The 20,217-nt window shown below is 68.1% G+C and carries 16 protein-coding genes; 5 read left to right on the forward strand and 11 right to left on the reverse strand.

Annotated features, from left to right (window positions below; genetic code table 11):
• The first annotated feature begins 74 nt into the window (after positions 1-74).
• Both AC1DGE_RS04205 and AC1DGE_RS04210 read left to right on the forward strand, forming a co-directional pair.
• Entirely contained in the window at positions 75-1,763 is a 1,689-nt protein-coding gene (locus AC1DGE_RS04205; RefSeq protein ID WP_476916974.1) for a long-chain-fatty-acid--CoA ligase, read from the forward strand.
• A gap of 2 nt (positions 1,764-1,765) precedes the next feature.
• Complete coding sequence (locus AC1DGE_RS04210) at positions 1,766-2,665, forward strand: MBL fold metallo-hydrolase (protein ID WP_441416733.1); 900 nt, start codon at positions 1,766-1,768, stop codon at positions 2,663-2,665.
• A gap of 97 nt (positions 2,666-2,762) precedes the next feature.
• Here AC1DGE_RS04210 and AC1DGE_RS04215 read toward each other — a convergent pair whose 3' ends face one another.
• Together AC1DGE_RS04215 and AC1DGE_RS04220 are read right to left on the reverse strand one after the other, a co-directional pair.
• On the reverse strand, positions 2,763-4,598 hold the full coding sequence (locus AC1DGE_RS04215) for a glycosyltransferase family 2 protein (protein ID WP_476891975.1): 1,836 nt from the start codon (positions 4,596-4,598) through the stop codon (positions 2,763-2,765).
• Between the two features lie 359 nt (positions 4,599-4,957).
• Positions 4,958-5,191 (reverse strand): hypothetical protein, encoded by a 234-nt coding sequence (locus AC1DGE_RS04220; RefSeq protein WP_441416735.1) that lies wholly within the window; start codon positions 5,189-5,191, stop codon positions 4,958-4,960.
• 201 nt (positions 5,192-5,392) lie between these two features.
• On the opposite strand from AC1DGE_RS04220, the gene AC1DGE_RS04225 reads away from it, so the two are divergent.
• Positions 5,393-5,989 carry a DnaJ family domain-containing protein gene (locus AC1DGE_RS04225; protein ID WP_441416736.1) on the forward strand — a complete coding sequence of 199 codons (597 nt, stop codon included), beginning with the start codon at positions 5,393-5,395 and terminating at the stop codon, positions 5,987-5,989.
• 172 nt (positions 5,990-6,161) lie between these two features.
• A complete protein-coding gene (locus AC1DGE_RS04230) occupies positions 6,162-6,848 on the forward strand; it encodes a hypothetical protein (protein ID WP_476916975.1) in 687 nt (228 codons plus the stop codon).
• Positions 6,849-6,930: 82 nt separating this feature from the next.
• Here AC1DGE_RS04230 and AC1DGE_RS04235 read toward each other — a convergent pair whose 3' ends face one another.
• The 4 genes from AC1DGE_RS04235 to AC1DGE_RS04250 all read right to left on the reverse strand — a co-directional run bounded on the left by AC1DGE_RS04235 (position 6,931) and on the right by AC1DGE_RS04250 (position 11,257).
• Positions 6,931-7,581 carry an NADPH-dependent F420 reductase gene (locus AC1DGE_RS04235; protein ID WP_441416738.1) on the reverse strand — a complete coding sequence of 217 codons (651 nt, stop codon included), beginning with the start codon at positions 7,579-7,581 and terminating at the stop codon, positions 6,931-6,933.
• Positions 7,582-7,649: 68 nt separating this feature from the next.
• Positions 7,650-7,967, reverse strand: a complete 318-nt coding sequence (locus AC1DGE_RS04240) for a DUF6221 family protein (RefSeq protein ID WP_175323884.1) — start codon at positions 7,965-7,967, stop codon at positions 7,650-7,652.
• Between the two features lie 34 nt (positions 7,968-8,001).
• A complete protein-coding gene (locus AC1DGE_RS04245) occupies positions 8,002-9,876 on the reverse strand; it encodes a Na+/H+ antiporter (protein ID WP_476916976.1) in 1,875 nt (624 codons plus the stop codon).
• 52 nt (positions 9,877-9,928) lie between these two features.
• Entirely contained in the window at positions 9,929-11,257 is a 1,329-nt protein-coding gene (locus AC1DGE_RS04250) for an ammonium transporter (protein WP_441416740.1), read from the reverse strand.
• Positions 11,258-11,681: 424 nt separating this feature from the next.
• On the opposite strand from AC1DGE_RS04250, the gene AC1DGE_RS04255 reads away from it, so the two are divergent.
• The gene (locus tag AC1DGE_RS04255; protein WP_441416741.1) at positions 11,682-13,160 is read left to right on the forward strand and encodes a purine-cytosine permease family protein; all 1,479 of its coding nucleotides are present in this window, start codon (positions 11,682-11,684) and stop codon (positions 13,158-13,160) included.
• A gap of 113 nt (positions 13,161-13,273) precedes the next feature.
• Here the strand turns inward: AC1DGE_RS04255 and AC1DGE_RS04260 are convergent, their stop codons facing one another.
• The 5 genes from AC1DGE_RS04260 to AC1DGE_RS04280 all read right to left on the reverse strand — a co-directional run bounded on the left by AC1DGE_RS04260 (position 13,274) and on the right by AC1DGE_RS04280 (position 20,116).
• Positions 13,274-14,731, reverse strand: coding sequence for a S8 family peptidase (locus AC1DGE_RS04260; RefSeq protein ID WP_441416742.1), 1,458 nt, complete (start codon positions 14,729-14,731; stop codon positions 13,274-13,276).
• 119 nt (positions 14,732-14,850) lie between these two features.
• Positions 14,851-15,822 (reverse strand): CapA family protein, encoded by a 972-nt coding sequence (locus AC1DGE_RS04265; RefSeq protein ID WP_441416743.1) that lies wholly within the window; start codon positions 15,820-15,822, stop codon positions 14,851-14,853.
• A 77-nt stretch (positions 15,823-15,899) separates the two neighbouring features.
• Complete coding sequence (locus AC1DGE_RS04270; protein WP_441416744.1) at positions 15,900-17,417, reverse strand: carboxyl transferase domain-containing protein; 1,518 nt, start codon at positions 17,415-17,417, stop codon at positions 15,900-15,902.
• A 1-nt stretch (position 17,418) separates the two neighbouring features.
• A complete protein-coding gene (locus tag AC1DGE_RS04275; RefSeq protein ID WP_441416745.1) occupies positions 17,419-18,660 on the reverse strand; it encodes a CaiB/BaiF CoA transferase family protein in 1,242 nt (413 codons plus the stop codon).
• Between the two features lie 64 nt (positions 18,661-18,724).
• Positions 18,725-20,116, reverse strand: a complete 1,392-nt coding sequence (locus AC1DGE_RS04280; protein WP_441416746.1) for an SLC13 family permease — start codon at positions 20,114-20,116, stop codon at positions 18,725-18,727.
• Positions 20,117-20,217: the final 101 nt, after the last annotated feature.

Consider the following 20,217-nt stretch of genomic DNA (forward strand, 5'->3'; position numbering starts at 1 on the left):
AACTACTGCCAGCTAGTTGGGTGGGCGGGGCCCGGGATTCGCCCTCAGCCCGGAGTTCGCGAAATGATGTGGGCATGGAGCATACCGACCAGCAGCCCTGGGTGAAGAACTACCAGCCGGGCGTCCCGGCCGAGATCGAATTGCCCACGGAGTCGCTCGTCGCGATGCTGGAGCGGTCCGTGGCCGAGGCCGGAACCGCCCCCGCGCTGGAATTCTTCGGCCGCCGGACCAGCTACTCGGAGCTCGGCGAGCAGGTGGACCGGGCCGCCGAGGGGCTTCGCCGACTTGGTGTCCGGGCCGGCGACCGGGTCGCGCTGATCCTGCCGAACTGCCCGCAGCACGTCGTCGCCTTTTACGCGGTGCTGCGCCTGGGCGCCGTCGTCGTCGAACATAACCCGCTCTACACCTCCCGCGAACTGCGGCACCAGTTCGAGGACCACCAGGCCCGCGTCGTGATCGCCTGGGACAAGGCCGCCGCCGCCATCCGCGAGTTCCCCGCAGACATCGAAATCGACCACGTGGTCTCGGTCAACCTGCTTGAGGCGTTCCCTGCGGCCAAGCGCCTGGCCTTGGCCCTGCCGGTCAAGAAGCTGCGCGAAGCGCGGGCCTCGCTGACCGCCCCAGCGCCGGGAACCACGCCGTGGAAGCAGCTCCTGGGCCACGGCAGGATCGACCCCGCGCACCCGCGTCCCTCGGTGAACGACCTCGCCGCGATCCAGTACACCTCGGGCACCACCGGGCGGCCCAAGGGTGCGATGCTCACCCACTTCAACCTGTACTCCAACGCCCTGCAGGGGGAAGCCTGGATGGCCGGCGCGGAGTACCGCAAGGAAGTGTTCTACGCGATCCTGCCGATGTTCCACGCCTTCGGCATGACGCTGTATCTGACCTACGGCATCCGCAAACAGGGCCTGCTGGTCCTCTTCCCCAAGTTCGACCCGGACCTGGTGCTGGACGCGATGAAGAAGTCGCCCGCCACCGTGTACTGCGCGGTCCCGCCGATCTACGAGCGCACCGCGATGGCCGCGAAGGAGAAGGGCGTCTCGCTGCGCTCCTGCAGGTACTGCATCTCCGGCGCCATGAACTTGCCGGACCATGTCGTGGAGCTCTGGGAATCCGTCTCCGGCGGCCTGCTCGTGGAGGGCTACGGCATGACGGAGTCCTCTCCGGTGGCGCTCGGCAACCCCTTCCACCCCACACGCCGCACCGGGACCATCGGCGTCCCCTTCCCGTCGACCCTGATGAAGGTGGTCGACGTCGACGACCCGACCGTGGAGGTCCTGCAGGGCCAGCCTGGCGAGCTGCTGATCAAGGGGCCACAGGTCTTCCAGGGCTACTGGAACAACCCCGAGGAAACCGCGAAAACCCTCACCGCCGACGGCTGGCTGCGCACCGGCGACGTCGTGACCGTGGACCCGGACGGCTTCACCACCGTGGTGGACCGGGCCAAGGAACTCATCATCACCGGCGGTTTCAACGTGTCGCCCACCGAGGTGGAAGCGGTGCTGCGCCTGCACCCGGATGTCAGGGACGCCGCCGTCGTGGGCAAGCCGCTGGAGCGCGGCGGAGAAATGGTGGTGGCCGTCGTCGAACTTGAACCGGGCACCGCACTGGACGAAGACGCCCTCCGCGCCCACTGCCGCGAGCACCTCGCCGGCTACAAGGTCCCGCGCCGGATCGTCCCGGTGCCGGATCTTCCCCGCTCCATGCTCGGCAAAATCCTCCGCAAGCAGGTCCGCGAACAAGTCCTGCCGGGACTGTAGCCATGGGAGCATCCGCAGCGATCGACTTCACCTCCGACGTGCCCCGTCCCGGTGACCTCAACGTGTCCTGGATCCACGGCTCGGAGTCGGCGAAACACAACACGGACCCCGACATCCAGGTGCACGCCTATGACGCGCACACCTTCGTGCTGCGCCAGAATATGGCGGTCAATTACGAGGCGCCGTTCATGTTCCTGCTGTTCGGCAATGCCCGGGCCGTGCTGATCGACACCGGCGCCACGGCCTCCGCGGAGTTCTTCCCGCTGCGCCGCGTCGTCGACGGACTGATCGACACCTGGCTGGCCGCGCACCCCCGTGAGGGCTATGGGCTGCTGGTCCTGCACACCCATCCGCACGGTGACCATGTTGCGGGCGATGCCCAGTTCGCGGGCCGGCCGGGCACCCTTGTGGTGGATGCTGAGCAGCGCAGCGCGTGGGAGTTCTTCGGATTTGGGGACGACGACGGCGGTCCCGCCGGCGGTCCCGCAGACCGGCGGGCCCAGGTGGACCTGGGCGGCCGGGTCCTGAAGTGCTGGCCCAGCCCGGGACACCACAGCGCCGCCGTCACCTTCCACGACCCGTACACCGGCATCCTGCTCACCGGAGACACCGTTTACCCCGGGCGCCTCTACATCCACGACTGGCCGGCGTTTGTGGACACGATCGACCGGCTGATCCGATTCTGCGCCGCGCACCCCGTCAGCCATGTCATCGGCTGCCACATCGAAATGTCGCGGGAACCCGGCGTCGACTACCCGATCTACACCACCCACCAGCCGGACGAACCGCCGCTGCAGATGTCGGTGGACCAGCTGCAGGAGCTCGGCCGGGCGATCGACGTCGTCGGCGGGCGTCCCGGCCGCCATGTCTTCCCCGGCTTCGTGCTCTGCCTGAACAACTGAAAAGCCCCCGAGATGGCACTTCGCGGCAATGTTTGGGCGCAACACCGCCGCGAACTGTCATCTCGCTGCGCGCGGCGAGGGGCCAAGGGGCCTGTTGTCAGCGCCCCCGCAGGGACGCGGCAGCGGGTACTCCGGGCGGGAATTCGGGCAGCGCCCCGGCGGGCGTGTGGAAGATCCACAGCGAGAGCGCACGGTGGACGGCCCAGTCGTCGTCGGCTGCCCGCAGGGAGGCGACCTGGGATCCGTCCGGTTGCTCCGTGAGCCTGACGACCCGCAGCGGGACCGGGTCCGCCTCCGGCAGCCGGAGCATGATCACGCCGGACGCTGGAAGTGTTCCGTGCGGGAAACGGACGGCCGCGCCACCCACTGAAATGTCCAGCAGTTCACCCCTGGTGCCCGCTGCCTCCACCGGCGCCGCGACTTCCACGCGATAGGCGTTGCGGCGGGAGGTAGCGAATTCGACGGCCCGGATCCGCCGTGTGCCCAGAACCAGAACAGCGCCGGCCAGCACCAGCCAGGCGCCCGACGCCACCGTGGAACCTGCCGTGGTGCGCCAGGGAACCAGTCCGGCCAGCCCGGCCGCAGCGTAGAGAATGACTGCGGTGATCAGGACAACCATCACGATTAGGATGCGTGGCGTGCGGCCGCGGAGCCGTGAATCCGCGGCTCCCTTAGGCGTGACCTGGAACTCGAGGACGTTGCGGGACATAAGCCACCAGAAACATGCCAGGCCCACCGGTACGCGGAAGATCCGCAAAGCGAAGGCTGTGGGCCAGTGGATTTCGTTCCGCATGAGTTGCTTCGAACCCCAAAGCCGCACTGTGAACATGACCAGGAAGACCCCGAGGAACAAAAGGGGCCCGGCGGTGGAGGTCTGCGCCCCGGAAACCATGATCAGGACCGGAATCAGGAAGGCCACAAGCGTTGCGATGCCCTCCAGCCACCACAGCGTGCCGTTGAGGTACTCGTGGTAATTCCGCCACGACATCCAGCCCTTTGCAGCCCACAACTTCTCGTGCACGAGGATCTGCATCGCCCCCATGCCCCAGCGCCGGCGCTGCAGCAGGTACTGGTCCGGCGTAGCCGGTGCAAGCCCGACGGCGAGGGTCTGGTGGTGGTAGACGGTCCGCCAGCCGCGCCGGATGAGTTTCAGCGTGGTGTGCATGTCCTCGGTGATGGTTTCGGTGGCGACGCCGCCCACCTCTTCCAGCGCACTCACACGCAACAACGACGTCGACCCGCACCAGAACGGTCCTGCGCCGGGGACGTTACGGGAGGCCATGAGGACGTTGAAGAAAGTGCCCTGCTCGCCGGTGATGCCATCGTCGTCGAACGCGCCGCCGTTGTAGAACGACTGCGGACCCTGGATCAGGGCGACCTCTGGGTCCTCGAACCAGCCCAGGGTAGCGGTGAGGAAAGTCGGAAGCGGAACATGATCGCAGTCGAGCACCGCAATGATGTCGATGCCGGGGCCGCCCGCGGCACGGTCTGCGGCCATAAGGCCCAGGGCGTGGTTCATGTTGCCGGCCTTGGCATGGTCGTGGACCTCGCGGCGGACATACCGGGCGCCGTAGGCCGCGCACATTTCCTCCACCCAGGGTCGGTCACCGTCGTCGAGAACCCACGTTTCGTGCGCCGGGGCAAGCTCACAGGCCGCCGCCACCGTGGGCGTTAGGACTTCGATGGGCTCGTTGTACGTGGGGATCAGGACTGCCACCCGCATGCCGTTGGGGGCTTCGGCCACAGGGGCCGGCGGGTGGCTGTCGATGTTCCACACGGACCACGCCTTCAGGACCAGGCCGGCCAGCGGCAGGGCCTCGAAGGTCAACAGAATCCAGGCGATGGTCAGGTTCCACTCGCCGGACGGCAGAGTGAACAGCAGGCGCCAGGCCAGGTACAGGACCAGGGCGGCGATGGCGGCGATGCCGCCCACGTGGGCCAGCCGACGGGACCTGGGCGCCTCCGGCCCGGGGGTCCCAGCCGGGCGGCCCAGCCGGCAATACCCGCTCGGGTCAGCGACGTGGCGTCGAGTGGCGCAGGGCGGGATGGCGGTGCCGCACTGGTGTTGGCGGCGGGTGGTTCTTCAGACGGCGCGCTTTCGGAGCGCAGCCGCAGGGCCTCACGGGGCACCTGATCTCCCTCAGCTAGATCGGCTGCTAAAAATCTGATCATAGCTGTGGGACGGCGCACCCGGCCGAGGGTGCCGTTTTTCCTTGCAGAAAACTGCGGCTGTGCCGCGGGCGGGCCGTTTTTGCGGGGCCGTTTTCGCGGGGTGCCCGCGCGGTTGCGAGCCTAGTGGACTGCGATGGTCTCCGCTTCCTCGGGTCCGACAAAGCTGCACGCGCCCGGGTGGCGGACCGGCAGGGTGCAGGTGCGCCCGGTGGGCAGATGGACGTTGGCGCAGCGGCCGGCCATGGCCACGTCTTCCCGGACATGGGTGACGTGCGTGCTGCTCAGCTCGTGGGGCGAAGCGCCGCCGCTGGAGGGCAGGGGGCTGTCGGACGGATTGTGCTCTTGGCTGTTCACGGCTGAGACTCCTTGGGATCTGCTGTGCAGGAAGGGTTCTGTGCTAATCCGAAGTCACCAGCCTCGCACGGGCGGATTAACGCCGCGTTACCGGGGGGTTAGGTTCCCGTCTCATCGCTGCCGCACCTTTTGCCGCCGCCTTGATTTGCGCATACTTGAACCCAGATTTGGGATTCCGGCAGCCGGGAAGGACGGTGGCTCATGAGCGGCGGGGGAGGCTCGGCGTTCCGGCGCCGGGTGGAACGGGCGGCCGAGTTGCGCTCCATCCGGGCCAGCGGCAGCACGGTCCAGGAGAACGACGAGTTGAGCGCCGCCGAGGAGGAACTCCGGCAAAAACGCGCAAAGGTAGACGACGCCGCCAAGGCCGAATACCTGATCCGCGACGCCATGGCGCAGGGGAAGTTCGACAACCTGAAGTACGCGGGCAAACCCATCCCGGGCCTCGGCGAAGTCTACGACCCGGACTGGTGGGTGAAGGGTTTGCTCCAGCGCGAGAACCTCACCGGCCTGGGCCCGGCGGCGATCCTGCTCCGCACGGAGGACGCCGGACTCGACGCCCGCCTGGATGCCCAGTTCACGGAGAAACAGGTGCGCGATATCCTGGCCGACTTCAACGCCCGCGTGGTCGACGCCCGCCGGCAGCTCCAAGGCGGCCCCCCGGTCATCACCAAGACCCGCGACGTCGACGCCGAGGTGGCCCGCTGGCGCGACCGCCGGGCGGCCCGGGCCGCCGTCGTGGCCCCGGCCGAGCCGGAACCGCAACGGCCTTGGTGGCGCCGGCTCTGGAAGCGCGGCTAGAACGCTGTGGTCCCGAACGTCCAACCAGCGTAGCCTGCGATTAGAAGAACCCATCGCGCAATTGCGCGTCGGCACGAGGCGGGCGATGCCCATGAAAAAGTTGGGAACCGAGGGCAGCCAAAGCCCGCGGCCGGCGGATTCTGCCGAACCGGGGCAGCCGCCACCTGCCCGGTTGCGCCTAGGCTCCGCCCTGGCGTTTGCCGGCTTCGCGGTCTCCGTGGTTGCCGGGCTGTTTCATGCCGATTCCGCCAGCGCGAACGACCACCCGGCGACCTTCGCCGAGTACGCCCGAAGCGGCATCTGGACCGCGGTCCACCTGGGTCAGTTCGCCGGTATGGCGCTTCTGGTCGCCGGATTGCTGGTCCTGCTGATGATGCTGAAGGCGCCGGAGGGGCCGATCGCCTGGGCGGCGCGGTTCGGTGCTGTTGCGGCCGTGACCGCGCTGGCGCTGTACGCCGCGCTGCAGGCCGTCGACGGGGTGGCCCTCAAGCAGGCCGTGGACGCCTGGGCTGCCGCGGCGGAACCGGAGAAGGCAGCCCGCTTTGCGACCGCCGAGGGTGTCCGGTGGCTGGAGTGGGGCATGCGGAGCTACCAGAGCTATGTGCTGGGCGCCGCGCTGGTCCTGACCGGCGCCGTGGTTGTCGGCGCGGGCGGGACCGCCCGACTGGCCGGATATCCGATGGCGGTCTCCGGGCTGGCCTACCTTGCCCAGGGCTGGATCATCGGCTCCGAGGGATTCTCGGCGGCAAACACCATTCCCACGTTGGCAGGAATAGCCCTGATCCTGGTGTGGTCCGTGTGGCTGCTGGTCGTTGCCTGGCCGAAGCGGGCACCGTCCCTCGGCCGCACGCCACGGTGAACCCGGCCGTTCAGGCTGCACGAAGTGGCAGTTCACGGCAGTGTCCAGGCGGAACACTGCCGTGAACTGTCACCTCGGCGGGCTAGTGCGCGCGGACGGTGCGCGGCGCCTTCGCCAGGTTTTCCCGCAGYTCGGCCGCATTCTGGCGGACGACRTAGGCCGGGCGGTCCCGTTCCACGCGCCAGCTTTCGGAGAGCGGGCCGATGTTGACGGTGTCGAAGCCGAACTCGTCGTAGAGCCGCGTCACAAGCTCCGCCGCCTCCGGGAAGTCGCTCGCGGTGGCCAGTGCGCGGCGGTTCTCCGTACCGGCCGGGGTGCCGTCGGTGGCGATCTGGGTGGACATGATGTGGTTGAAGCCCTTGGCGACCTTGGATTTGGGCAAGTGCTCCTGGAGCAGCCCCGAGGTGGTGGCCTCGCCGTTGTCGAGCGCCGGGAACCGTCCGTCGCGCTCCCAGTAGTAGTTGTTCGTGTCGACCACGATCTTGCCCGCAAGCGGTTCCGCCGGGATGTCCTTGATGTTCTTCAGCGGGACCGTGACGACGGCGAAATCGCCGGCCGCCGCAGCCTCCGCCGCGGTTGCCGCGCGGGCATGCGGGCCCAGTTCGGCGACGAGTTCCGCCAGGGTTTCCGGCCCCCGGGAGTTGCTGATCACGACGTCGTAGCCGAGCTGGACCGCCTTCCGGGCGAGCTGGCTGCCAATGTGTCCTGCACCGATGATTCCGATTGTTGTCATATCCGGGCTAACGGCATCCCGGCCGCGGATATTTCAGGGGACGCGGGCCGGGCGTGGCGGGCCGCAGTTCAGGGGTGCAACCAGCCTTGCTCGAAGTCCGGGTGGTCGTAATAGGGCAACGCCAAGGCCTGCAGGGAGCGCTCCATCCAGTCCAGCGACCGCGGCGCCCAGTGGGCCTCCTGGAGTGAGTCGCTGACCATCGAGGCCAGCGCCGACTGCCGAGCCGCTTCGACGACGCCGATCAGCCTCCGCTTTGCCTCGCATTCGAGCAGCAGCCGTTGTTCGTACCATTCGCCGGATTTGGAGACGGTCCGGTCGCTGAGGAGTGTCCGGGCTGCCGCCTCGTCCTCGGAAATGCGCTCGGACAGAAACTCAACAATGTCCACAAACCGAGGGTACGCGCGGCGGGCGGACTTGGCATCACCCGAGCAGGTCGTCCTCGTAGCACCAGCGCCAGTCCTCGCCCGGTTCGATGCTGCGCATGACGGGGTGGCCGGTCGCTTCGAAGTGCCGGGAGGCGTGCGTGCCGGGGGAGGAATCGCAGCAGCCCACGTTCCCGCACGCCAGGCACATCCTGAGGTGCACCGGCGTCGTGCCTTCGCGGCGGCAGTCCGCGCAGAAGGGCTCGCGCGGAACGTCAGGGTCGGGTGCGGACTCGAGGTGGCCGCATACCCCGCCGGGCCTCGCGATCCCTTCGCCGCCGCCCTCGGCGGGGGTGTCCAGCTCCTCAAGCGAGATGTCCAGCATGGACTCCTCAACGTCCAGCCGGTCCAGAACCTCGCTGAGAACCTCGTGGGCGTAGGCGCCGCCGCGCCGCAGTTCCAGCACCTTGGCCCGTTCCGCTTCCAGCATGGCGAGCCGCAGCTGGGCGTAGCGCTGGCTGGGGGTCGCGGCCTCCGAGGTCGGCCGGCCGAGCCGCTCCCAGGCCGCCAGCCCGCGCTCCTGGGTGCGCCGCTTGAGCATGGCCACCACCTCCGGCGGGTCGTTGTCGGTGCGCAGTTCCTGCAGCCGCTCCACCCCGGCCGCGGTAGCCAGCTGCATCAGGGACGCCTGGTTCAGGGCATCCTCGCGCTGGTCCGGGCCCTGGACCCGGAGCAGCCGGACCAGTGCCGGCAGGGTGAAGCCCTGCAACGCCAGCGTCCCGCCGACCACCACCATCGCGGCCAGGATCAGCACGGACCGGTGCTCCAGGTCCGCGGGCAGCACCAGCACCGCGGCCAGCGTCACCACCCCGCGCATCCCGGCCCAGGACACGATCGCGGCGAACTGCCACGGCGGCGCCGGGTCATCGCGCCGCACGCTCGGAATCAGCCGGGGCAGGTATGTCGCCGGGACGACCCACACCGGCCGGAGCAGCAACACCGCCAGCAGAATCACCGCGCAGCCCGCCCAGATCCGGCCGGCGCCAAGCGAGTCGTCCTGGATGCCCTCGATGATGGTCCGGACCTGCAGTCCGATCAGCAGGAACACGGAGTTTTCCAGCAGGAACTGCACCGTGTTCCAGTTACTTCGCTGGCTCAGCCGGGCCGCGCCGTTGGGCATGGAAGGCGCTTTGGTTCCCATTACGAGCCCGGTGACGACGACGGCGAGGACACCGGAAGCGTGGATCGCCTCGGCCGGAAGGTAGGCGACGAACGGGGCCATCAGCGACGTCGAGGTGTTGATCGCGACGTTGCGGATCCGCTTGCGGAGCTCGGTCAGCACGTAGGCGGCAGCCAGTCCGACCACCAGCCCGCCGCCGGCCGCGAGCAGGAAGCCGCCGGCGATCCCGGCCGCGGACACGGTCCCGGCGATCGCCGCGATGGCGGCGCGCAGGCAGACCAGCGCGGTGGCGTCGTTGACCAGGGATTCGCCCTCCAGGATGGTAACAATCCGGCGGGGCATGCCCACCTTCCGGGCGATGGCCGTCGCGGCCACGGCATCGGGCGGTGCGACGACGGCGCCGAGGGCGATCGCGGCGGCCAGCGGGATTTCCGGGAACAGCCACCAGACCACGAAGCCGACGGCGAGGGTTCCGAAGATGACGTAGCCCACCGAGAGCAGCGCGATGGCGCGGCGGTTGGAACCGAAATCGAAGAGCGAGGTCCGCAAGGCGGCGGCGTAAAGCAGTGGGGGCAGCAGCCCGACGAGGACCAGCTCCGGGTTCAGCTCAATGCGCGGGACAAAGGGGAGGAAGGACCCCGCGACGCCGGCCAGCACCAGCAGYAGGGGAACGGAAACGTTGAGCTTCCGGCCCAGTGCGCTGCCGGCACAGACAACGGCCACGAGAACCAGCAGTCCGAGGGCGAGTTCCATGAGGCCATTCTGTCAGGCGGTTGATTCGGCCGTGCTCCGTGCCCGGCCGCGCTTAGGCGAGGCTGTCTTCCTTGACGCGCTCCTGCTGGCCGTGCGGTGCAGCGGCGGCGTGGTGCGCCTGGGCGTGGTGGCCGAACGGGTTGAAGCGGCTGTGGGCCAGGCCGTCGAATTCGTAGGCGGTTTCGGCGTGCTCGGAGCGGTCCACGCCGGCCACCTCGGCTTCGTGGCTGACACGGAAACCGACGGCCTTGTGGATCGCGAGCCCGATGACCGCCGTGGCCAGGCCGGACAGCGTGACAGTGATCAGCACGGCGACCGTCTGGGCGACCAGCTGGTGCAGGCCGCCGCCGTAGAAGAGCCCTCCGCCATGTCCGTCCGCCGGCAGGGCGATGAGGCCGAGCGCGAGCGTGCCGATCAGCCCGCCGCCGAGGTGGACGCCGACGACGTCGAGCGAGTCATCGAAGCCGAACTTGTACTTCAAGTCCACGAACACGCAGCAGGCGGCGCCGGCCACCAGGCCCAGTCCGACGGCGGCGAGCGGGCTGACGTTGGCGCAGGAGGGAGTGATCGCGACGAGGCCGGCCACCACGCCGGAGGCCGCACCGAGCGAGGTGGGGTGGCCGTGGCGGACCTTTTCGACCACGAGCCAGCTCAGCATGGCGGCCGCGGGGGCGGCGAGGGTGTTGACCCAGATCAGGCCCGCCTGTTCCACCGTCGTCGCGGCACCGGCGTTGAAGCCGAACCAGCCGAACCAGAGGATCCCGGCGCCGAGCATGATGAACGGGATGTTGTGCGGGCGGTGTGCCGGGTCCTTGCCGAAGCCGTGGCGGTTGCCCAGGATCAGGACCAGGACCAGGGCGGCGGTGCCGGAGCTGATTTCCACCACGGTGCCGCCGGCGAAGTCGATCACCTGGCCGAAGACGGAACTCACGGCACCGCCGGCGCTCATCAGCCCGCCGCCCCAGACCATGAAGGCCAGCGGGCAGTAGACGACGGTGATCCAAACCGGAACGAAGAGCGCCCAGGCGGTGAACTTGGCGCGGTCGGCGATGGCGCCGCTGATCAGGGCGACGGTGATGATCGCGAAGGTTGCGCTGAAGCCGGCCTTGAGGAGGTCGGGGGAGCCCATGAGCCTGGCCAGCCCGAAGTTGGCGAAGGGATCCCCGAAGATGCCCAGGAAGCCCTTGCCGGTGGTCATCGAGTAGCCCCAGAGTACCCAAACGACACCCACGATGCCGGCCGAGACGAAGCTCATCATGATCATGTTCAGGGAGGCCTTGGCCCGGGTCATGCCGCCGTAAAAGAGCCCGAGGGCGGGGGTCATCAGCAGCACTAGGGCTGCCGAGAACATGATCCAGACGTTTCCCGCGGTGAGTTCCACCTGCGTTCCCTTCCAACAAATCGCCGTACCGGGACACCTCGCCGCCGGTCCCCAACCGGGTTCAATCCTCCCGGCGGCGTGTTTCAGGCAGTCGGGCGCAACGTTGCGGGGAAGTTACAGAAATCGTCCCTTCGTGAAGGGCGCGTGTCGGGTTTGTTTCCGGGAGGTAAACGGCGGCTATCCGGCGCGGTTCCCCCGCCGTTTCGACGGTTCCGTGCACACCGGACGTTTCCTAGCGTCGAACCGGCAGGGAACCGTCGAAACGGGTGCCGGCCGGCTGCGGAAGAATCGGGCGGGAGCGTGGGCATCAGTCTGCCAACTGTCCGGAATCCCGGACACAAGCGCCGGCTACCCCCGTGATGCAGATCACGGGACGTGCTCAGATGGACGGACAAACCCACCCAGATCTCTAGTGAGGACGAGCATGCAAGCTTCGACACGAACGGAAACCGCCGGGCGGCGCGTCGAGCGCCGCTCCATCGACTTCGTTCCGGAAAATGAACGCCACGGATCTCCCGGGCAGCAGTTCACGCTGTGGTTCGGGGCGAACATGCAGATTACGGCGATCGTCGACGGCGCCCTTGCCGTGCTGTTCGGCGCCGATGCGCTCTGGGCAATTCTGGGGCTTCTGATCGGCAATCTGCTCGGCGGCGCGGTGATGGCTCTGCACGCGGCCCAGGGACCGAAGCTCGGCCTGCCGCAGATGATCTCCAGCCGGGCTCAGTTCGGCGTCTTCGGGGCGGTGATTCCGCTGGTGCTCGTCATCATCATGTACCTCGGCTTCGCGGCGACCGGTACCGTCCTCGCAGGCCAGGCCATTGATCAAATCACCCGCACCGGAACCCCCGCCGTGGGCATGGTGATCTTCGGCGCGCTAACGGTGCTTGTGGCCACGCTGGGCTACAAGTACATCCACGTGCTGGGCCGCATCTCGACCGTCATCGGCGTACTGGGTTTCACCTACCTTGGCATCCGGCTCTTCGCGAGCCAGGACGTCGGGGCCCTTCTCGCCTCCGGCACCTTCGAGTTCCCCACTTTTCTGCTCGCCATCTCGCTGGGCGCCGGCTGGCAGCTGACCTACGGTCCCTACGTCGCGGACTACTCGCGCTACCTGCCCTCGAAAACCCCGGCACGGAAGACCTTCCTGGCCGCCTTCCTCGGCACCGTGCTGGGCTCCCAGTGGTCCATGACGCTCGGCGCGCTGTTCGCGTCGCTGGCGCTGCCCAAGGGCCAGCGGTTCCTGGACGGCCAGGTTGCCTTCCTGGGCAACCTCAGCGGCGGCGGCCTGATCGCCGTCGTCATCTACTTGGTCATTGTGACCGGGAAGCTGACAGTCAACACCCTGAACGCCTACGGCGGCTACATGACCATGCTGACGTCCGTCACGGCCTTCACCCGCAAGACCGCCGCCCGGTCGCGGACCCGGTTCGCTTACGTGATCGGCTTCATCGGACTCACCGTGCTGATCGCCATGCTGGCCTCCCCGGACTTCCTCGCCAACTTTAAGAACTTCGTGCTGCTGCTGCTTATGGTCTTCATCCCCTGGAGCTCCATCAACCTCGTGGATTACTACCTGATCTCCAAGGAAAAGGTCGACATCCCGGCCCTGTACGACCCGAACGGCCGCTACGGACGGTGGAACAAAACGGCGCTGATCTCCTACGCGATCGGCATCGTCGCCCAGATTCCGTTCCTGGCGCAGACGCTCTACACGGGCCCGATGACCAAGGTGCTGGGTGGATCCGACATCTCGTGGCTGGTGGGCCTTGTGGTCACCGCCCTGGTGTTCTACCCCCTGGCCAAGCGCAACTCCAACGCGCCCGCAGAGATGATCTATCCGAACGACGCCGGCGTCGCGGCGGAGCCGCCGGCCGGCCGGCTCGCAGGCGCTCCGGTGGCCTGACCCGCCGTCGGCTCCCGCTCCGCCGTTTCGACGGTTCCGTGCACCCTCGACGTATCCAAACGTCGATTCGGCAGGGAACCGTCGAAACGGGCAGCGTGGCTGCGGCGGGCGCCTTAGAGCCGGGTGATTTGAGTCAGATAGCCGTAGTACTTCGCACCGGCCGGCCGGAGCGGATCTCCAATGAACCCGAAGTCCGGGTGCCGGCTGTTGTACGACTCGGCGGTGTCCAGGAACTGCTGGGTGAGCTCCGCGCCCGATCCCTGGCAGGCTCCCTGGTCGATGCACAGGGCCACTGCGCCTGCCACTGCCGGACTGGCGAAGCTGGTGCCATGGTTCACGCCGTAGCCACCGGGCACGGTGGACAGGATGCACACACCCGGCGCGGCGACCGTGTGCTCCTTGTCCCTGGCGTTGACGGCGAAGTTCGAGAAGAACGCCGGCCGGTCGTCCAACTGTCCGAGGCGCCGCCAGTCATCACGGCCGCACAGACTGGCAGCTAGTCCGTCGGGCTTTCCGTCGAAGTCCGCCATGGCGGTCGCGGTCAGCACCTCGTGGTAGGCCGCGGGGACCGTCCCGGCGAGGTCCGCGGCCGAGTTTCCGGCTGCGACGGCGTACGCCACGCCGGCCCTGACCGAGCGGCAGATCGCGTAGTGCATCGGGTCGGTGCCCTTGCCGCAGTTGGCGGTGTCGGAGCCCGGGCCGCCGATGCTGATATTGGCGACGGCGATGTCGTTGTCCTCGTTGTCGTCCTTGTGGGTTGAGGTCACCCAGTCAATGGCGCAGATCAGGCTCTCCTCGGTGATGGAACCGGTGTTGGAGACGACCCGTACGGACCAGAGCGGGGTGCCCGGTGCCACGCCGATGATGCCGGAGCCGTTGTTGCGGGCACCGATGACACCGGCCACCGACGTGCCGTGGCCAAGCACGTCAATGGGCGTCACTTCGACCGGTTTCCCGGAGGTGCAGTCGATCCCTCCCTGGACGTTCAGGTCGGGGTGCTTGCCGTCGATGCCGCTGTCGATGACCGCCACATTGACTGCGGAGCCATTTTCATTGCCAGTGCCGGCACGTACGGCGTCCTTGGCCGCTTCCGGATCGCCGCCGATCCGTTGCCACCACAACGGAGCGATCTCGGTGTTGGGTGTGGTGGGCTCTTCGGGCTCCTCGAAGTGCCGGCCGAGCGTGACGAAATCGACGCTGGGATCGGCGGCGAGGTTCTTGGCCTGGCTGGCCGTCATGGTGCCGGCGTAGCCGCTCACAGCGCTCCGGTACACGTTGGAGCCACTGAAACCGAACTTGGCCTGCTGGGCCGCGGCCAAGGCCCCGGCATCGCCGGTGCCGTCCTTGAGCACGACAATGTAGCTTTGTGCCGGTTCGGCGGCGGCAGAAGGCGCAGCGGCCGCCAGGCCCCCGCCCGTTACCAGCAGGAGGGCTGCCAGGCCGCCCACGAAGCGCCGCGGCCGTGTGCCGTCCGGCGGGGGAGCAGCAGCGCCGGGCCGGGGACGGCGCCAGCCGGGATCCACGAATGTTTTTTGCACGTGCGGGAAAAGATTGCGGATAGTGGTAAACATCGTGGCCTCCCAGTAAGCATGGTGCTTTTCGAGTGCCCCCCGTCCATATGGTAGGCCCTGCAGCGTGGATTAATCAGGGGCTATCGGACTCCGCGTCCGGCGGCCGGCGGCAGCGGCGGCTACGCCAGAGGGATTTCCAGGCACCTTTCGCCGGCATTCCAGCTGCTTCCGGTGCCCAGCTCCCCGCACAGCCGGGACATCCGGTCCGCGACATCCCGGGCGTCTCGGACTGCCAACCGGGCCTGGAAGTCGGCGATGAGGGTGGGAAACAAGCGCAGCTGCCGCGGCGCCCCGCCGTCGGCCTCCAGCAGGAAGATGAAGGAAAAGTCGTTGCGCTCCTCGGGGTCCACCGCATAGTCATCGACGAAGTCCCCGGCGCCGTAGATGATCGGCCGGTTCCGGTACACCTCGACGCCGCGGAAGATATGCGGCGAATGCCCGAACACGACGTCGGCGCCCGCGTCGACCAGCTGCCGCGCCAGTGCGCGATGCTCGGGCGGGGCGCCGGAGCCCCAGTTGCCGCCCCAATGCGCCGAAACGACGAGCAGCTGGACACGCGACTTGGTCCGCTCCACCAACTCGAGCAGCTGCCCGACCCGCTCCCCGCGGTCTGCAACAGGGACGTAGTACACGCCTGGGGACCCGGGCGCTGCCTCCCAGTCCGGCTGGTTGTCCGTAAACGCCACGAACCCGACGGCGGTGCCGCCGACCCTGCGGACGGCCGGGCGCCGGGCCGAGGCCGGGTCCGTGCCAGCGCCCGCATGCAGGATCCCGTGCCGGTCCAGTGCAGGCAGCATTTCCCGCAGGGCGTCCGGACCGTAATCGAGGACGTGGTTGTTGGCGAGCGACACCAGGTCGATCTGCGCGGAGACCAGGCTGCGCACGTTCTTCAGGTCGCTGCGGAAGGTGAAGACCTTGCCGGGCTCGGGTCTGCCGCCGTCGGCCAGCACGCATTCCAGGTTGGCGATCCTCACGTCCGCCCGCCGCAGGACCGGCAGCGTGTCACCCCAGGGATAGGCGGGACCGGCGGTCTTCAGGTAGTCGTTGACCAGCCGGCCGAGCATGACGTCGCCCAGGAACGCGATCTGCATGGCACCAGCATGGACCGCCGGCCGGGCAAGCGAAAGGACGACGGCGGAACATTCCCCCGTCGTCCCCTCGCGATGCCCTAGGCGCGGAGGCTGCGGCCCAGATTCGCGTACTTTTCGAGCCGGCGCGGAATGAGTTCGCCGATCCCGGAGGCCGAGACCAGGGAGAGCTCGTATTCAATTGCCTGTCCCATCCGCCGGCAGAACGCCCGGGCCTCCAACGCGGCGTCGGGGCGTTCGTCAACGATGTGGTCTATTAGTCCGTTGGCGTGCAGGGCCGCGACGTTGACGCCCTGGGATGCGGACATCGCCGGCGCAAACTCGGTGCTGCGGTGCACGATGGCGCTTGCTCCCTCGGGCGGCAGCGGGGACAGCCAGGCATGCTGGGCTGCCACGGTCCGGTCGGCCGGCAGCAGCGCCAACGCACCGCCTCCGGCGCCCTGCCCCAGCAGCACCGAGACGGAGGGCGACTGCAAGCCGATGAGGTCGTGGAGGGACCGGGCAATTTCGCCGGCCAAGCCGCCTTCTTCGGCCTCTTTGGACAGCGCCGCGCCGCCGGTGTCGATGACCGTCAGCAGGGGCAGGCCCAGCTCCTCCGCCAGCCGCATGCCGCGCCGCGCCTCACGGAGGGAAGCCGGTCCCATGGCCGTCTGCTGCGACGGCCTCGGCCGCGAGTGGCCGAGTACGACGCAGGACCTCTCGCCAAAACGGGCCAAGGCCAGCAGCAGCCCGGGGTCCTTCTCGCCCTGGCCGGTGCCGTTGAGCGGCAGGACGTCCCGTGCCCCGTGGGCCAGGAGCTGGCGGAGGTCGGGCCGGCGGGGATTCCGCGAAATCTCAATCGAGGTCCAGGCCCCGGCGTCCGAGGGGGCCACGCTGAGAGTCGGCGGCGGACCCACCGGCGCCGGGGAGCCGGGGCTGAGGATATCCAGCGCACGGTTGACGATATCGGGCAGTTGCCCCGGCGGAACCACCGCGTCGACGAGTCCTTTGTCGAAGAGGTTCTCCGCCACCTGGACGTTTTCCGGGAAGGGCTTGCCGTGCAGCGCCTCGTAGACCCGCGGGCCAAGAAACCCCAGAAGCGCGGCCGGCTCCGCCACGGTGATGTGGCCGAGCGAACCCCAGGAAGCCATCACGCCGCCGGTGGTGGGGTGGCGCAGATACACGAGGTAGGGAAAGCCTGCCTGCCGGTGTGCGCGGACGGCGGCGGTGATCTTGATCATCGACAGGAACGCCAGCGTCCCCTCCTGCATCCGCGTGCCGCCGGACGCAGGTCCCGCCAGCAGAGGCAGGCCTTCCGCGGTGGCCCTTTCGACAGCCAGGACGATTCGTTCGGCCGCGGCGGCCCCGATCGAACCCGCGAGGAAACGGAATTCGCTGACGATCACGGCGACCCGGCGGCCCCGGATCAACCCTTCACCGGTGAGGACTGATTCGTCCACGCCGGATTTCTCACGGGCCGCCGCCAGCTCCGCCCGGTAGGCGGGGCTTGGATCCGGGTCAGTCACCGGTTTGTCCCAGCTGCGGTAGGAGCCCGGGTCCAGCACCGTGGCTATCAGCGCAGTGGCATCGAGGTGCCGGACCTTCTGCTCTGCCAGCATGTCAGTGCCCGCCCCGGCCCTGGGCGCCGGCCGCCGTCGGGACGCCCGTGGCGCTGTCCAGCCAGCGGCGGATGTTGCCTCCGTCCTGGTCCAGCAGGGGTGGGGCGCTGTGCGAGGTCAGGGTGGTCTCCCGTGCGTCGCCCGGGTCGAAGAACCGCAGCGGGGGGCCGGGCAGGCTGATTTTTCCCAGGACCTGGTGGTCGACGTCGATCACCAGGCCCTGCGAGTGGACCTGCTCCCACTGGTAGACCTCGTCCAGGGTCCGCACCTTTCCGGCCGGGATGCCCACCTCGTTCAGCCTGGCCAGCAGGGGCTCGGCTTCATAGTCGGCAAAGGCGTCCTCGACCGCCTCAATGACCTTTTCGCGGTTGCGCACCCGGTCAGCGTTGGTGGCGAACTCCGGCCGGGTGGTGTCGATCCCGAACGCGCCGGCGAAGCTCTTCCACAGCTTCTCGCTGCCCACACTGATTTGCACCTTGCCCTGGCGGCAATGGAACAGCCCGTAGGGGGCGATGGATGGGTGGTGGTTACCCTGTGCCTGCGGCAAGTCTCCGGCGACGGTCTGCCGCGTGCCCTGGAACGCATGCACCCCGATCAGGGCCGAAAGCAGGGAGGTCCGGACGATCTGCCCCTTGCCCGTCCTTTCGCGCTGCAGCAGTGCGGCGAGGGTGCCGAAGGCCCCGTACATCCCGGAGAGCAGGTCGGCGATCGGCACCCCCACCCGCTGCGGATCGTCAGGCCCGGAACCGGTGAGGGACATCAGCCCGGCCTCACCCTGCAGGATCTGGTCGTAGCCGCTGCGGGCGGCCTCCGGCCCGTCATGCCCAAAGCCGGTGATCGACAGGATCACGAGTGCCGGGTTCAACGCATGCATTTCCGACGTCGAGAATCCGAGCCGGTCCAGGACGCCGGGGCGGAAGTTCTCCACCACGACGTCGGCCTTCGTGAGCAGTTCCCGCAGGATCTGGCGCCCGTCGTCGCTCTTCAAATCCAGGGCGATGGACTCCTTGTTGCGGTTGCAGGACAGGAAGTACGTGGCCTGCGGGTCGTCCTCGGGGCCTACGAAGGGCGGTCCCCAGCCGCGGGTGTCGTCCCCGGTGCCGGGGTTTTCAACCTTGATTACCCGAGCGCCGAGATCCGCCAGCATCATCCCGGCGTGCGGGCCGGCAAGGGCACGGCTGAGGTCCACCACGAGGTAGCCGGCCAGCGGGCCAGCGTTGGGGAGGTCGGATTCCTTGCTCATAATCGATCCTTTTCTTTTCAGTTCCAGGGTGTGCAGTGCGTGCGCCGGCATCGGCCGGGGGCAGCTACATCCAGCCGGGGACAACCATGACAAGCCAGGCGATGGCCGGCCCCGCGACGACGACGATGCCGCTGTAGGCGAGGATCTGCTTGTAGAACTTGTCCTTGTCCACGTCCTCCGGAGCGTTGGCCAGCACCAGGGCGCCGTTGGTGGAGAACGGCGAGACGTCCACGATCGTGGAGGAGACGGCCAGCGCGGCGATCACGCCGATGGCGCCGATTTCGCCGCTGGCCAGGAACGGGACTGCCAGCGGGATGAGCGCGGCCAGGATGGCGGTGGAGGAGGCGAAGGCGGAGACGATGCCGCCGATGTAGCAGATCAGCAGGGCCGCGAGCAGCGGCATGCCGAGGTCGGCGACGCTGTTGGAGACGAACTTGATGGTGCCGGCCTCTTCGAGCACGCCGACGAAGGTCAACATGCCGCAGATGAGCAGGACGGTGGACCAGCTGATCTTGTTCACTGCCCCCTTCTGGGCCTCGGGTGAGACCAGGGCCAGGATGATGGCGATCGTGATGGAGACGAATCCGACGTCGACCTTGAACCCGAGTGAGATCACGGCCAGCGCGATCAGGCCGAGGACGGTGACCAGCTGCGGAACGGTCGCCCGGGCGCCGGCGGAGGTGGCGGCGGTACTGTCGGCAGACGAACCCGCGCTGCTGCCCTTGGCGGACACGCTGGCGGGGGAGATGTCCGAACCTGAGCCCTGCAGGGTGACGCCGGCCGTGCGGGCGCCGACGCTGACTTTCATGCGGGTCTCGGCAGCCTGCTCGATGAGCCGGCCGGTCTTGGAGGAGAGCAGCTTGTTACCGCCAAGGACAATGAACAGCACGAGCGCGATGACGAGGTTGAAGAAGAAGCTCGCCAGGAAGATAGCCATCGGGCTCGCCGCAAGGTCCGTCTTGGCGATGATGCCGTTGACCGTGACGCCGTAGACGGCGATCGGCGAGAACCCGCCTGCCTGGGCGCCGTGGATCACCATCATGCCCATCATCAGCGGGTTGATCTTGTGCTTCGCGGCAAAGCTCAGGGCGATCGGCGCGATGATGGCGACGGCGGCCGGGGACAGGGCGCCGACGGCGGTGATTAGCGCGGTGATGGCGAACATGACCCACGGAATGAGGGCGACCTTGCTGCCCACCATCCGCACGGCGCCCCGGACCAGAAGGTCAATGGTGCCGTTGTTCTGTGCGATGGCGAAGAGGTAGGTCACCCCGACGATCGTCAGGAACAGCCCGCCGGGGAAATTGGCCAGAATCTCGTTGGTGGACATGCCAAGGAAAACCGAGCCAAGCAGGAAGGCGCCGACAAAGGCCAGCGCACCCATGTTGAGGGGCAGCACCGTGGCCAGCAGGAACATCACCGCCAAGACGATGATGGAAAGCACGGGAGCGGACATCTTTGTTCCTCCGGGGACTAGTGTGATGTGGATTACAGGACTACTGGCCTAGCCTCTTAGACACTAGGTGAGTTTGTCAATACGCCTCAGGGATAGGATGG

The organism is Arthrobacter sp. 05N425 (assembly GCF_056397125.1).